Origin of the sequence: Pigmentiphaga soli (genome assembly GCF_039541095.1) — a bacterium.
GTDB lineage: Bacteria > Pseudomonadota > Gammaproteobacteria > Burkholderiales > Burkholderiaceae_B > Pigmentiphaga > Pigmentiphaga soli.
On sequence record NZ_BAABFO010000011.1, the window covers coordinates 171,598 to 184,881 of the forward strand.

The following is a 13,284-nucleotide window of genomic DNA, read 5'->3' on the forward strand; positions in this document are numbered from 1 at the left end:
AATGAGAAGAAGGTGGGGGCCGGCAGGCAGGCTGGCGTCTTGCGGATCAGAGCGCGGATACGTCGGCCGTGGCCAGCAGGAAGGCAACGAGGTCGCGCGCGAACACCGGCAATTGCTCCAGGTTCCGCACGCAGATCTGCAGGCAGCGCCGGGCCCAGTCGTCGCTGAGCTCGATGACCCTGATATCGAACGACGTGGCGTAGCGTCGAGCCGCCGAAACCGGGACCATCGCAATGCCGACGCCGAACGAAACCATGCGGCAGGCCGCTTCGATGCTGCCGACTTCGAGGCGGAATTTCATCGGTCGGTTCAACGAGCGCGAGGCATCGACGAGAAAGCTGTGCATCGCGCTCGATTCCCAGAGGCCTACGTAGTCGTAGTCCAGCGTTTCGGCAAAGGCCACTTCCCGGCGGCCGACCAAGGGATGGTCGACCGGCGCCACCAAGGCCAGGCGGTCTTGTCCGAACGGAAACAGCTGCACGTTCTCGTGGTTGATGTTTTCCGCGACGATGCCGATGTCGATCGATCCTTCCGTGACCGCGCGCAGGATGTGCTGGCTGCGATGTTCCTGCATCGTGATGTTGACGTCGGGGTGCGCCCGCAAGAAGCGGCTGATCGGCTCGGGCAACAGTTCCGTGATGGCCGTGGTGGTGGCAAATATCTTGATGTGGCCTTTGATGCCTTCGGTGTATTCCTGCAGGTCGCCGCACAAGTGCTCCAGCTGCCGCAGGACGATGCGGGCATGGTGCAGGAACGACTGCCCTATGGGCGTGAGCGTAACGCCTTGGCTGTTCCGGTACAGCAGGTCCATGCCGATCCGGCTTTCCAGGTTCTTGATGCGATTGCTGGCGGCCGGGATCGAGAGATGGGAGCGCTCCGCCCCCCGGCTCAGGCTTTTTTCCTCGGCAATGTTGACGAGCAGTCTGAAATCGACGAGGTCGAATTGCATAGGCATCCGGTCGTTCCCCACGATGGTCGATGGCCATGTTGCCATTCACCGCTGAGGCCGCACGACCACGGCATCGGAGTCCGCACAAACCCAATCGCCGGGATGGAAGCGCACACCCCCGAATTCCACCGGTTGGTCGTGCAGGGCGGACGCGGCAGTCTGGGCGCGGCGAGCCGTGGTGGCGACGGCCTTGACGCCGAATTCCATTGCATCGATGGCGGAGCTGTCGCGAATGGCGCCGAAAACGATAGCACCGGCCCATCCGTTGCGCACCGCCATCGCCGCCATGACGTCGCCCATCAACCCGACGCGCGGCGAACCGCCGCCGTCTACCACCAGGACGCGGCCTTCGCCCGGCGTTTCAAGCAGCTTGCGGATCTCCCGGTGGTCTTCGCGTACGGCCACCGTGGCGCACGGGCCGGCGAACTCGCGCAACCGGCCGAAGCTGCGGAACTGGGTTTCGCAGACCAGGACGCGGTCCGGATCGGCGTCGAAAATATCCGACGTGCTGACACGCATGAAAGGTCTCTGTCCCATATTCACACCGGCGTCGTTCCCTTGACCTGTACCCGGTGCATCAGGCGACGCACGGAGGGATCGAACGCGTCGCGCCGGTGCAGCGCGCAGCGGTTGTCCCAGATCAGCACGTCGCCGCGCTGCCATTGATGACGCCACGTGAATTCTTCGCGCGTCGCGTGCGACCAGAGCAGATCCAGCAGTGCTTCGCTTTCGGCAATTGGCAGGCCGACGATGTAGCTGTTGAGGCGCCGGCCCAGGTAAAGCGCCTTGCGGCCGGTTTCCGGATGCGTGCGGACCAACGGATGGCGGGGGCCGGGATCCTGCGTGACATCGGCCGGCGCCGTGCGGCCCTTGCGCAGCGCGCCCGCGCTGGTATAGGCAGAGCTGTGAATGGCGCGCAGCCCGTCGATGCGAGCCTTGACGTCGTCCGGCAGTGCCTCGTAGGCGGCGTACATATTGGCGAAGCAGGTGTCGCCGCCGCTGTCGGGAACCTCGATGCCGTACAGTATGCTGGCGCTGGGCGGCTTGTCGATGAAGGAGCTATCGGAATGCCAGTAGGCTTCGCCTGCGCCAAGCGTGCCGAGTGCCTTGCCGTCTTCCACAATGTTGGACACGACGGTGACTTCGGGCGGCACGCCTTCCATTTCGCCGAAGTTGGCGGTGTATTCGGTACTGGGAGACAGTTCCAGTTCGCCGAAGCGCCTGCCGAAGCGCATCAGTTGCGCATCGTCCAATCGCTGTCCGCGGATGCGCAATACCAGGTACTGGTGCCACGCATCGACGATACGGGCATGGACCTCGTCGGACACGGGGCCGGCGAGGTCGACGCCGGTAATCTCTGCGCCCAATCCGGCCGGCATCGGCAGTACATCGACTCGGGATAAGGTTGCCAACATTGCAGTTCCTTGTTCGGTACGGTGGCGTCATTCTGGAAGCGCGGGCGGCGGCGAACAATTTCGCTTTTCATAAGAGGGGCTTAAGCGAGCGCTAAGGGCCTGTCCGCGCGGGCTTCTTAGCCTGGCGTTAACGGGGTGTTTTCCAACGACGAATGGCGGCTTCGGCGCCATTTGTGCATAGTTTTCGCAGCCGCCGGAGAGGGCCTTTCGCCACGCTGCGACGCAGGCCGTCCCCCTGCCGGCACAAACCAGAACCGAGGAGACACCATGCGCAAACCGGCGCAGCTATTGACATGCCTGCTGGCAACCTTCGCCGCCTGTGGGGCGTCGGCCGAAACCTGGCCGCAGCGGCCCGTCCGGGTACTCGTGGGCTTCGCCCCCGGGGGTACGACCGACATCATTGCCCGCAAGCTCGCGGTGCCGCTGGCCCAGGCCCTCGGCAAGCCCGTCGTGGTCGAGAACCGGGCCGGCGCGAGCGGCATGATCGCCTCCGGTGAACTGGCCCGTGCCGAGCCCGACGGCTATACGATAGGCATGATCATCAGTTCGAACGTCTCGGTGCCAGCCATCGGCCGCAAGCTCAATTTCGATCCGATCGCCAGCTTCCAGGCGGTAGCATTGGTTGGCCAGGTCCCGATGGTGTTCGCCGTAAGCCCCGCCGTACCGGTCGCCAATCTGGCCGAATTCGTGCAGCTGGCCAAGAAGCGGCCGGGGCAGCTGTTCTTCTCATCCCCAGGCATTGGCCTGGCGCATCATTTTGCCGGTGAGCTTTTCAAGCTGCAGGCAGGGGTCGACATCGTGCACGTTCCGTATTCCGGCGCCGCCCCGGCATTGGCCGACGTCGTTGCCGGTCAGGTGGCAACGAGTTTCGTAGCCGTTCCGACGGTGGCCGGTTCGCTGGAATCGGGGGCGGTCAAGGCGCTGGGGCTGACGGGTTCCCGTCGCACGCCGCGCCTGCCGCAGTTGCCGACCATTGCCGAATCTGGCTACCCGGACTACGAGATTACCGAGTGGTATGGCCTGGCCGCACCGGCGGGTACGCCGTCGGCGGTAGTAGGGCGTCTGAATGCGGAAATCAATCGTATCCTCGATACGCCGGAATGGAAGCAGTGGCTGCGCGAAAACGCCGTGCTGACCCCGGATGGACGCACTCCGGCCGATTTTCAGAAATTCATTGAGAACGAGGCCGCCAAGTTCCGGCGGATTGCACACGACGCGCACATCAGCGAGGCCAATTGAAGGGCTGAGGCTAGGCGTGGTCTGCCGGGCGCAGGTAACTGACGAAATCGTAGCGGTACCCGTTCTCCGGCGGCTGAGGCTGCCGGCTTTGCTCCCGCCAGCCGGGCGGCAGCGGCGGGAAGAAGGCATCGCCTTCGACTTCGGCGTCGATTTCGGTGGCGAGGATTTCGTCGGCCCGGCCGAGCGCGGCGGCATAGAGCTGGGCGCCGCCGATCACGAATACGCGCGGCGCGCCGGCGCAGGCGGCCAGCGCCTCGTCCAGGCCGTGCACGACCGTGGCGCCGGCCGCCGCATAGGCCGGGTCGCGCGTTACCAGGATGTTCTGGCGGCCCGGCAGCGGCCGGCCCAGCGATTCCCAGGTCTTGCGGCCCATCACGATCGGATGGCCCAGCGTGCTGCGCTTGAAGTGGGCGAGGTCGCCCGGCAGGCGCCAGGGCAGCGTGTTGGCGCGTCCGATGACGCGGTTGCGGGCGTAGGCGACGATCAGGACGAGGTGCATCGGCGGCGGCAGGCAGGACGGACGGCGGGAAGTCGACTCTAGCACGAAGGGCGGGCGCGGCCCGCCGTGCCGCCGATGCGCCGCCGCCCGTGCCCATGGGCGCCAGCATGCATGACGGCTCGCCGCCTTTTCTGATACAACCGGGAGTTGGGCGTCCGGCCCGCGGACGCGCCGCTGCGCGCGGGCGGGCCGGTTCTTTCGAACAACTCTACCGAGCCAAAGGAAATCATGGGAACGCAAATCGAACTGACCGCAGCCGACGGAACCCGCCTTGCCGCCTACCGCGCCGACCCCCAGGGCAAGCCGCGTGGCGGCGTGGTGATCGTGCAGGAGATCTTCGGGCTCAATTCGCACATCCGCAGCGTGGCCGACCGCTATGCCAAGGAGGGCTACCTGGCCGTCGCGCCGGCGATGTTCGACCGCGTGCAGCCCGGCGTCGAACTCGGCTACAACCCCGACGACGTGGCGCGCGGCCGCGAGATCATGCAGAAGATCGATTTCGACTCGGCGCTGAAAGACGTGGCGGCGGCGGTGGCGGTGGCGGCCGAGGGCGGCAAGGTGGCCGTGATCGGCTATTGCTGGGGCGGCACGGTGGCGTGGATCGCCGCCTCCCAGCTGGACGGCATTGCCGCCGCGGTGCCCTACTACGGCGGCGGCATCGCCGCGCGCGCCGACGCCAAGCTGAAAGTGCCGGTGCAGGGCCACTTCGGCGAGCAGGACAAGTCCATTCCGATGGCCGACGTCGAGAAGATCCGCGCCGCCCATCCCGAGTCCGAGATCTACGTGTACGACGCCGGCCACGGGTTCAACTGCGACCAGCGCGCCGCCTTCGACCCGGCCGCCTCCAGCGTAGCCACCCAGCGCACGCTGGAATTCCTGGCGAAGATGTAGCCCACCCCTACGCGCTTCGCGCGCCCCTCAAGGGGCGACGCTGGCGGACCGGCGGAGCCGGATCCGCGGCGTCCTGGGTGCAGGGGTTCAAGCCTCGGGCGCTTCTACGGTGGCGATGCGCAGCAGGTTGGTGGTGCCGGACGAGCCGAACGGCATGCCGGCCGAGATCACGATGGTCTGGCCGACCTTGGCGAAGCCTTCGCTGAGGGCGGTTTCACAGGCGTAGGCGGTCATTTCGCCGACGCTGTCCACTTCGTGGATCACCACCGCGTGCACGCCCCATACCAGCGCCATGCGGCGCGCGGTGGCCAGGTTCGGCGTCATGCCGATGATGGGCGCCTCGGGCCGCTCGCGCGACATGCGCATCGCCGAATAGCCGGAACTGGTATAGGCCACCGTGGTGGCCACGTGCAGCAGCCCGGCCACGCCCCGCATCGCGCGGCCGATCGCGTTGGCGATGTCGGGCGCGGGCGGCGTCTGCGAGGCTTCCATCACCTCGCGGTAGTGCGGGTCGGCTTCGGTCTGGGCGATGATGTCGTTCATCATCCGGACCGCTTCCACCGGGTACTTGCCGGAGGCCGACTCGGCCGACAGCATGACGGCGTCGGCGCCGTCGTAGACGGCGGTGGCCACGTCGGAGGCCTCGGCCCGCGTGGGCACCGGCGCGTTGACCATCGATTCCAGCATCTGCGTGGCAACGACCACCGGCTTGCCGATGCGCCGGCAGGCGCGCACGATGCGCTTCTGGATGGCCGGCACCTGCTCGGCCGGCATTTCCACCCCCAGGTCGCCGCGCGCCACCATCACGGCGTCGGACTCGGCCAGGATCGATTCCAGTTCGGCGATCGCGGCCGGCTTTTCCAGCTTGGCCATCACGCCGGCGCGGCCGTCGACCAGCTGCTTGATCTCGCGGATGTCTTCGGCGCGCTGCACGAACGACAGCGCGATCCAGTCCACGCCCAGCGACAGGCCGAATTCCAGGTCGACGCGGTCTTTCTCCGTCATGGCCGACAGCGGCAGCACCACGCCGGGCACGTTGACCCCCTTGCGGTCCGACAAGGGGCCGCCCTCGATCACTTCGGTGTGGGCGTAGTCGGGGCCGGACTCCACCACGCGCAGCCGGATGCGGCCGTCGTCGAGCAGCAGGTCGGTGCCGGGGCCGATGGCGGCGAAGATTTCGGGGTGCGGCAGCGGGGCGCGGTTGTCGTCGCCCGGCGTGGCCGCATCGAGATCGAGCCGGAAATGCTGGCCGGGGTGCAGCATGACGGGGCCGCTGGCAAAGCGGCCCACGCGCAGCTTCGGGCCTTGCAGGTCCATCAGCACGCCGATCGGGCGGCCCACCTCGCGCTCCAGCGCGCGGATGGCGTCCAGCCGCGCGCGGTGGTCGTCGTGCGTGCCGTGGCTGAAATTCAGGCGGAAGACGTCGGCGCCGGCGCGGAACAGCCGCGCCAGCATCGCGGGATCGGAACTGGCGGGGCCCACGGTGGCGACGATCTTGGCGTTACGCAAACGGCGCACCTTCATTCTCCTGTTTTCGGCCCGGGCGGGCAGTCGGAAAATTATACGGACCCCGGCGTTCCGGTTCCGTGTCGGCCGCTCAGACCGCTACCGGCGCCTTGATGTGCGGATGCGAGCGATAGTCGACGAACGCGAAATCTTCGTATTCGTAGTCGAACAGCGTGGGCGGGCGGCGCCGGATGGCCAGGCGCGGGTAGGGATAGGGCTCGCGCGACAGCTGCAGCTCGACCTGCTCGAAATGGTTGTTGTACAGATGGCAGTCGCCGCCGGTCCAGACGAAGTCGCCCGGTTCGAGGTCGCACTGCTGGGCGATCATGTGGGTGAGCAGCGCGTAGCTGGCGATGTTGAACGGCACGCCCAGGAAGATGTCGGCGCTGCGCTGGTACAGCTGGCACGACAGCCGGCCGTCGGCCACGTAGAACTGGAAGAAGGCGTGGCACGGCGGCAGCGCCATGTTCGGGATGTCGGCCACGTTCCAGGCCGACACGATCAGCCGGCGCGAATCGGGATTGCTGCGGATCTGCTGCAGCAGCTGGGCGATCTGGTCGACGTGGCCGCCGCCGGGCGTGGGCCAGCTGCGCCACTGCGCGCCGTACACCGGGCCCAGTTCGCCGTCGGGGCCGGCCCATTCGTCCCAGATGCTGACGCCGCGCTCCTGCAGCCAGCGCACATTGGTACCGCCCTGCAGGAACCACAGCAGTTCGACGATGATGCTCTTGGTGTGGACTTTCTTGGTGGTGACCAGCGGAAAGCCCTGCGACAGGTCGAAGCGCATCTGGTAGCCGAACACCGAGCGCGTGCCGGTGCCGGTGCGGTCGGTCTTCTGCACGCCGTGTTCATACACGTGGCGCATGAAATCTTCGTATTGACGCATGGAAAGGTGTGCGGCTGCTGCTGTGCGGATGGCCTATTGTACGGCCGCAGGCGGCGGCTGCCGAGCCGCCGGCCGGGGCGGCGGCGGGCTGCGCCAGCCGTAGTCGGTGGCGCTCAGCGCGAACAGGATGGCCAGCAGCGCCAGCGCCAGCAGCGCGGCCATGCGCAGCACGGGGTAGGGTTCGCGCAGCTGCATGAAGAAGGCCGCCACCAGCACGGCCTTGACGGCGGCGATGCCCACGCTGACGGCGACATGGGCAGCCCCTATCGGCAGGAAGGCGCTGCCGGTGGTCAGCGCGGCCAGCAGCAACAGCGCCAGCCACACCAGGACCAGCCCGCGTGCCGCGCGCCGCCATGCCGAGCGCTGCCACACCGCGGCCGGGTCCGTGCGGGGCGCGCCCGGCGCCGGCCGGTTCATGGCGCCCTCCCGACCAGGTAGAGCGCCGGAAACAGGAAGATCCAGACGACGTCGACGAAATGCCAGTACAGGCCGGTGGCCTCCATTTGCCGGACGGCGTGGTCGTCCGGTCGCCGGCGCCAGCGGCGCAGCGCGGCGGCGATGGCGCCCAGGCCGACCGCCACGTGGATCGCGTGGATGCCGGTGGCCGTGAAATACAGCAGGAAGAACAGCCGGGCCCCGGCCACGTCGGATACGCCCTCCGGCCGGAAGCCGGCGCCCGGGAACAGGTGTTCGCGCCAGTCCAGCGCGTATTCGCAGCCCTTGAGCACCAGGAACAGCGCGCCCAGCGCCAGCGTGGCGGCCAGCGCGCGCCGCGCCGCCGCCGTCAGCCGCAGGCGGGCGGCTTCCACCGCCAGCGCCATCGCCAGGCTGCTGGTCAGCAGGACGGCCGTGTTGGTCGCGCCCAGCGCCACGTCGGCCAGGCGGCCGGCCTGTTCGAAGGCCTCCGGCAGGCGCAGCCGCGCGGTCGCGTAGACCAGGAACAGCGGCCCGATGAACATCGCCTCGGTGGCCAGGAACACCCACATGCCCAGGCGGGCGCGGTAGTCGGCGAGGCGGTCGGCGGCGGAAGACGCGGCATCCATGTCAGTCCCCCGGGCCGGTGGGATGCAGCGGATACCCATAAGGATCCCGGTTGCCATCGGGCGGCGTGGCGAAGTTTTCCTTCGGCGGCGGCGACGCGGTCTGCCACTCGAGCCCGCTCGCGTTCCAGGGATTGCCCGGCGCGCGCGGCCCGCGGAACCACGACCACAGCAGATAGCCCAACGGCAGCAGGTAGCCCAGCGCCAGCATGCCGGCGCCGGCCGACGACAGCACGTTGAGTACCTGGAATTCCGGCGGATAGGCGTGGTAGCGGCGCGGCATGCCGGCGTAGCCCAGCACGAACTGCGGAAAGAAGGTGAGGTTGAAGCCGATGAATATCGCCACCGCCGCCACCCGCGCCCAGGCTTCCGGGTAGAGCCGGCCGCTGATCTTGGGCCACCAGAAGTGAATGCCGCCCAGGTAGGCCATGACCGCGCCGCCGACCATGATGTAGTGGAAATGCGCGACCACGAAATAGGTATCCGTCACGTGCACGTCCACCGCCAGCGCGGCCAGGAACAGGCCCGTGAGGCCGCCGGTCATGAACAGGCCGACGAAGCCCAGCGCATACAGCATCGGCGCCTCGAAGCTGATCGAGCCCTTGTACAGCGTGGCGGTCCAGTTGAAGACCTTGACCGCCGACGGCACCGCCACCATGAAGCTCAGCAGCGAGAACGTCATGTTGGCGTAGACGGACTGTCCGCTGACGAACATGTGGTGCCCCCACACCAGGAAGCTGATGACGCCGATGCCGAGGATGGCGTAGGCCATCGAGCGGTAGCCGAACACCGGCCGGCGCGCGAAGCAGGGAATGATCTCGCTGGCCACGCCCATGGCCGGCAGGATCATGATGTAGACGGCCGGATGCGAATAGAACCAGAACAGATGCTGGAACAGCAACGGGTCGCCGCCGTAGGCCGGATCGAAGAAGCCGACGTGGAACACCCGTTCGACCGCCAGCAGCGTCAGCGTGACGGCCAGCACCGGCGTGGCCAGCACCAGCAGCAGGCTGGTGGCGTATTGCGCCCACACGAACAGCGGCATGCGGAACCAGCCCATGCCCGGCGCGCGCATCGTGTGGATGGTGACGATGAAATTGAGCCCGGTCAGGATCGACGAGAAGCCCAGCACGAACACGCCGCACAGGGTCAGCAGCACGCGGCTGTGCGAGAACATCGTGGAGAACGGCGCGTAGAAGGTCCAGCCGGTATCGACGCCGCCCAGCAGCAGCGCGGCCAGCGTGAAGGCGCCGCCGCCCATGTACAGGTACCAGCTCAGCAGGTTCAGCCGCGGGAAGGCGAGGTCGCGCGCGCCGATCATCAGCGGCAGCAGGAAATTGCCCAGCACCGAAGGGATCGAGGGGATCAGGAACATCCACACCATGATCACGCCGTGGGCGGTGAACAGCCGGTTGTAGGTGTCGGCGCCGACCAGGTCGGGCTGCGGCGTCAGCAGTTCCAGCCGGATCAGGGCCGCGGCGGCGCCGCCGATGAAGAAGAACAGCGTGATGCCGACCGCGTACAGCACGGCGATGCGCTTGTGGTCGTGGGTGCGCAGCCAGTCCGACAGGCGGTAGCCTTCCTGAAGGTAGCTGCGCGCCGGGGCGCCGGTGGGCGCCGGCAGGGCAGGCGTGTTCATGGCGACTCCTCCGGCGCGGCGCCGCTGCGCAGGTACTGCACCAGCGCGCCGATCTGTTCCTCGTCCAGCTGGCCGGCGTACGAGGGCATGATGGGCTCGTAGCCGGCCACGATGTCTTTGCGCGGCTCGACGATCGAGTCGCGCAGATAGGTTTCGTCGGCCACCCGCTGGCTGCCGTCCTGCATGAACACGCGGCGGCCGAACAATTGGCGCAGGTCGGGGGCATGGACGGACGACTGCGGGTTGTGGCAGCCGGCGCAGCCGCTGTCGCGGAACAGGCGCATGCCGAGCCGCGCCAGGCTGGGGCCGCGGTCGCCTTCCTGCAGCCACTGCGCGAAGCGTTCGGGCGGCATGACCACGATGCCGCCCACCATGGCCGCGTGGTCGGTGCCGCAGTATTCGGCGCACAGCAGGTGGTAGGTGCCGGCGCGGGTCGGGGTGAACCACAGGCTGGTGTAGCGGCCCGGCAGCACGTCCTGCTTGATGCGGAAGGCAGGCACGAAAAAGCTGTGGATCACGTCCTGCGAGGTCATCAGGAGCCGCACCGGGCGGCCCAGCGGCACGTGCAGTTCGTTGATCTCGCGCCGGCCGTCGGCGTGCTGCAGCGTCCACACCCATTGCTTGGCCACCGCCAGCACCGGCACCGCGTCGGCCGGCGGCCGCGTGAGCCTGGCGTAGTCGTAGGCGCCCCAGGCGAACAGGCCGAGGAAGACCGTCATCGGCGCGATCGTCCAGGCCCATTCCAGGCCGTTGGCGTGCCGGCGCGCCCCCTGCCGCGAGGCGCGCGAGCCGCGCCGGTAGCGGATGCAGAAAGCCACCGCCAGCAGCGCCAGCGCGGCGGCGATCGCGGTCGAGAAGCCGGCCAGCGAATAGAACAGCGCGTCGGTATGGCCGGCGACGCTGGAGGCGGCGGGCGGCAGCAGGCTGATCTCGTCGGTCACCGCATGCCCCCCTTCCCGCGCAGGCGCCACAGCATCGCCGCCAGGACCGCCAGCACCGCGAGGCCGGCCGCGCGCGCCGCCGTCATCGCGGCCAGCGTATAGCGGCCGCGCTGCGGATCGTAGTGGGCGCACAGCAGGAACAGGCGGTCCGACACGCTGCCGACCGTGCCGCGCGAGGCCTCCACCAGCGCCAGCCGCAGGTCGCGCGGCGCGAAGCGCACGCCGGGGAAGTAGCGCGACACCGTGCCGTCCGGCGTGGCGACGACGAAGCCGGCCGGGTGCGCGTACTGGCCGGTGGCCGGATCGCGGCGGTAGTGGAAGCCGACGGCCCGGGCGATGCGCGCCACCGGCGCGGCGGCGCCGGTCAGCAGGTGCAGGCGGCCGCGCTGTTCCGGGTCGAGCAGGCCCTGGTAGGCGGCGTGGCGGGCGGCGGCGTCGGCCGGCGTCTCGGCCGGGTCGATGCCGACGCCGACCACGCGGTAGTCGACGCCGATGCCGTGCAGGCTCTCGATCACGCCGTCCATCAGCGTTGAGCACAGCATCGGGCAGTGGTAGTAGCCCAGCACCAGCACCACCGGTTCGGCGCCGAAATAGCTGCCGAGCCGCACGGCGCGGCCCGCCTCGTCGCGCAGCGCCGCATCCAGCGGCAGCGCGGCGCCGGGGCGCTGGACGAAGGCGACCGTGTCCGGGCCGGCGGCTGGCAGCGCTTGCGCGTGCGGCTGGATCGCGCATGCGGCCGACGCGCACAGCAGCGCGGCTGCTTGCAGAAGGCGGCGATACGTCGCGAAGGCCGGATGCCGGCCATGGCGCGGGCCGGGGAGCGTGCCCGTCAGGAAGACCCTGCGCAGCGCGTTCATGGCGTGGCCTCCGTCGCCGCCGGATCGCCCGCCCGTTCGGCCAGCGCGCGCATGGCTTCGTCGACCGGGATGCGGGCGATGCCGGCGCGGCGGTCCAGCCAGCCGTAGCGGTCGGTCAGGCGGGCCTTTTCGCGCAGGTAGTCGGCCAGCGCCTGCTGCGGATGCGCTTCGAGCGCGGGTTCGGCCGAAGCGCCGGGCTGGCGGCCCTGGCCGGCCGCGGCGGCGGGCGTGCCGTCCGGCCCCTGCGGCAGCGGCGGCCACGGATCGGTCCAGTGCGAGGCCAGCCACAGCGCGGCGGCCACCGCGGCCGCCAGGACGACCAGCGCGGCCAGCCCGAGCCGCGCGACGCGCCGGGTATCGATGCCGTCACGCATGGTGGGCTCCCCGGGCGGCGGCAGGCGCCGGCGGCGGCCGCCACGGCCATGCGGAGGCGACGGCGCCCATGCCGAGCGTGGCCAGCGGCAGCATCCACAGCGCGCCGAAACCGACCGGCGCCACCGACGGCAGGATCCACCACAGCACGTCGGCCCAGCCGGTGGCCAGCACCACGGCCGCGATGGCCCGCAGCCAGCGCGCGTCGGTCTTCAGGCGGCGGAACAGCAGCAGCGCCATCGGCAGCGCGAAGCCCGCCGCCGCCAGCAGCAGGCCCAGCCATGCCCATCCCGTTTGCAGGCGCGGCAGATACCACGCGATCTCGTGCGGCAGGTTCTCGGCCCAGATGATCAGCAACTGCGTATACGAGAGATAGGCCCAGGTCATCACGAACATCAGCAGCAGGTTGCCGGCGTCGGCGCGCAGCGGCGGCGGCAGCGCCGGCGCCTGCCGCAGCGCGGCGGCGGCCAGCGCGCATTTCATCGACGCCACGGCCACCGTCAGGCCGAAGCCGGCGGAATACCAGTGCGGCACCAGCGACATCAGCAGGTCCACGCTGCCCAGGCTGATGCCGTAGCCGTATGCCGCCAGGCCCAGCGCCGCGAAACCGGCCGAGGCGGGGCGCCGCCCGCGGCCCCAGGCCAGGCACAGCAAGGCGCACAGCGCGACCCAGGCGATGCCGCGCAGCGCCACGCCGGCAGGCGTCAGCCAGGCGGCGGGGAAGCCTTCTTCGGGCGCCGCGCCGGCGGCCCAGGGGTAGAGCGCAGACGGCACGAGCAGGACCGGCAGCACCAGCGCGGCCACGATCGGGACCGGCGCGCGCAGCCGGTCCAGCGCCGGCATCAGCGCCGCGCCCCAGGCGCCGCCGGTCAGCCGGTGCAGCCAGACGATGGCCTGCGCGCCCAGGCCCAGGCCGAACCAGAACCACCATGCCGCCAGCCATGAGGCCATGAAGGCCTTGCCATTCCAGAAGGCGCCGGCGGCGCACAGGGCCAGCGCGGCGCCGCCGGCCAGCCGGCGCCGGCGGCGGGGCGCGGCCGCGCGGCCGGC

Annotated in this window: 15 protein-coding genes; 2 read left to right on the forward strand and 13 right to left on the reverse strand. The window is 69.4% G+C overall.

Features of this window, described 5'->3' with window-relative positions; all coding sequences use genetic code 11:
• Positions 1-46: 46 nt before the first annotated feature.
• Genes ABD927_RS13310 through ABD927_RS13320 form a run of 3 tightly spaced genes read right to left on the reverse strand, consistent with a single transcriptional unit; the run spans position 47 to position 2,364 of the window.
• Positions 47-955: a LysR family transcriptional regulator gene (locus ABD927_RS13310; protein ID WP_345250172.1), complete on the reverse strand. Its 909-nt coding sequence runs from the start codon at positions 953-955 to the stop codon at positions 47-49.
• 39 nt (positions 956-994) lie between these two features.
• On the reverse strand, positions 995-1,468 hold the full coding sequence (rraA, locus tag ABD927_RS13315; protein WP_345250174.1) for a ribonuclease E activity regulator RraA: 474 nt from the start codon (positions 1,466-1,468) through the stop codon (positions 995-997).
• A 20-nt stretch (positions 1,469-1,488) separates the two neighbouring features.
• The gene (locus ABD927_RS13320; RefSeq protein ID WP_345250176.1) at positions 1,489-2,364 is read right to left on the reverse strand and encodes a TauD/TfdA dioxygenase family protein; all 876 of its coding nucleotides are present in this window, start codon (positions 2,362-2,364) and stop codon (positions 1,489-1,491) included.
• A 267-nt stretch (positions 2,365-2,631) separates the two neighbouring features.
• On the opposite strand from ABD927_RS13320, the gene ABD927_RS13325 reads away from it, so the two are divergent.
• The gene (locus ABD927_RS13325) at positions 2,632-3,603 is read left to right on the forward strand and encodes a Bug family tripartite tricarboxylate transporter substrate binding protein (RefSeq protein WP_345250178.1); all 972 of its coding nucleotides are present in this window, start codon (positions 2,632-2,634) and stop codon (positions 3,601-3,603) included.
• A 10-nt stretch (positions 3,604-3,613) separates the two neighbouring features.
• On the opposite strand, the gene ABD927_RS13330 is transcribed toward ABD927_RS13325, so the two are convergent.
• Positions 3,614-4,102: a dihydrofolate reductase gene (locus tag ABD927_RS13330; protein ID WP_345250180.1), complete on the reverse strand. Its 489-nt coding sequence runs from the start codon at positions 4,100-4,102 to the stop codon at positions 3,614-3,616.
• 228 nt (positions 4,103-4,330) lie between these two features.
• On the opposite strand from ABD927_RS13330, the gene ABD927_RS13335 reads away from it, so the two are divergent.
• Positions 4,331-4,993, forward strand: coding sequence for a dienelactone hydrolase family protein (locus ABD927_RS13335; protein WP_345250182.1), 663 nt, complete (start codon positions 4,331-4,333; stop codon positions 4,991-4,993).
• 87 nt (positions 4,994-5,080) lie between these two features.
• On the opposite strand, the gene pyk is transcribed toward ABD927_RS13335, so the two are convergent.
• From pyk to ABD927_RS13380, 9 genes are all read right to left on the reverse strand, one after another.
• Positions 5,081-6,511 (reverse strand): pyruvate kinase, encoded by a 1,431-nt coding sequence (pyk, locus tag ABD927_RS13340; protein WP_345250184.1) that lies wholly within the window; start codon positions 6,509-6,511, stop codon positions 5,081-5,083.
• 79 nt (positions 6,512-6,590) lie between these two features.
• Positions 6,591-7,385: a thymidylate synthase gene (locus ABD927_RS13345; RefSeq protein WP_345250186.1), complete on the reverse strand. Its 795-nt coding sequence runs from the start codon at positions 7,383-7,385 to the stop codon at positions 6,591-6,593.
• 33 nt (positions 7,386-7,418) lie between these two features.
• Complete coding sequence (locus tag ABD927_RS13350) at positions 7,419-7,802, reverse strand: cytochrome C oxidase subunit IV family protein (protein WP_345250188.1); 384 nt, start codon at positions 7,800-7,802, stop codon at positions 7,419-7,421.
• Positions 7,799-8,428, reverse strand: a complete 630-nt coding sequence (locus tag ABD927_RS13355) for a cytochrome c oxidase subunit 3 (RefSeq protein ID WP_345250189.1) — start codon at positions 8,426-8,428, stop codon at positions 7,799-7,801. Before ABD927_RS13355 ends, ABD927_RS13350 begins: the two co-directional genes overlap by 4 nt.
• A 1-nt stretch (position 8,429) precedes the next feature.
• Complete coding sequence (gene ctaD / locus ABD927_RS13360) at positions 8,430-10,064, reverse strand: cytochrome c oxidase subunit I (RefSeq protein WP_345250191.1); 1,635 nt, start codon at positions 10,062-10,064, stop codon at positions 8,430-8,432.
• Positions 10,061-11,005, reverse strand: coding sequence for a cytochrome c oxidase subunit II (gene coxB / locus ABD927_RS13365; RefSeq protein ID WP_345250193.1), 945 nt, complete (start codon positions 11,003-11,005; stop codon positions 10,061-10,063). Before coxB ends, ctaD begins: the two co-directional genes overlap by 4 nt.
• Positions 11,002-11,862: an SCO family protein gene (locus tag ABD927_RS13370; protein ID WP_345250195.1), complete on the reverse strand. Its 861-nt coding sequence runs from the start codon at positions 11,860-11,862 to the stop codon at positions 11,002-11,004. Before ABD927_RS13370 ends, coxB begins: the two co-directional genes overlap by 4 nt.
• Positions 11,859-12,236: a hypothetical protein gene (locus ABD927_RS13375; protein ID WP_345250197.1), complete on the reverse strand. Its 378-nt coding sequence runs from the start codon at positions 12,234-12,236 to the stop codon at positions 11,859-11,861. Before ABD927_RS13375 ends, ABD927_RS13370 begins: the two co-directional genes overlap by 4 nt.
• Positions 12,229-13,284: hypothetical protein (locus tag ABD927_RS13380; RefSeq protein WP_345250199.1), on the reverse strand; the 1,056-nt coding region annotated here is incomplete at its 5' end. The genes ABD927_RS13375 and ABD927_RS13380, both read right to left, overlap by 8 nt.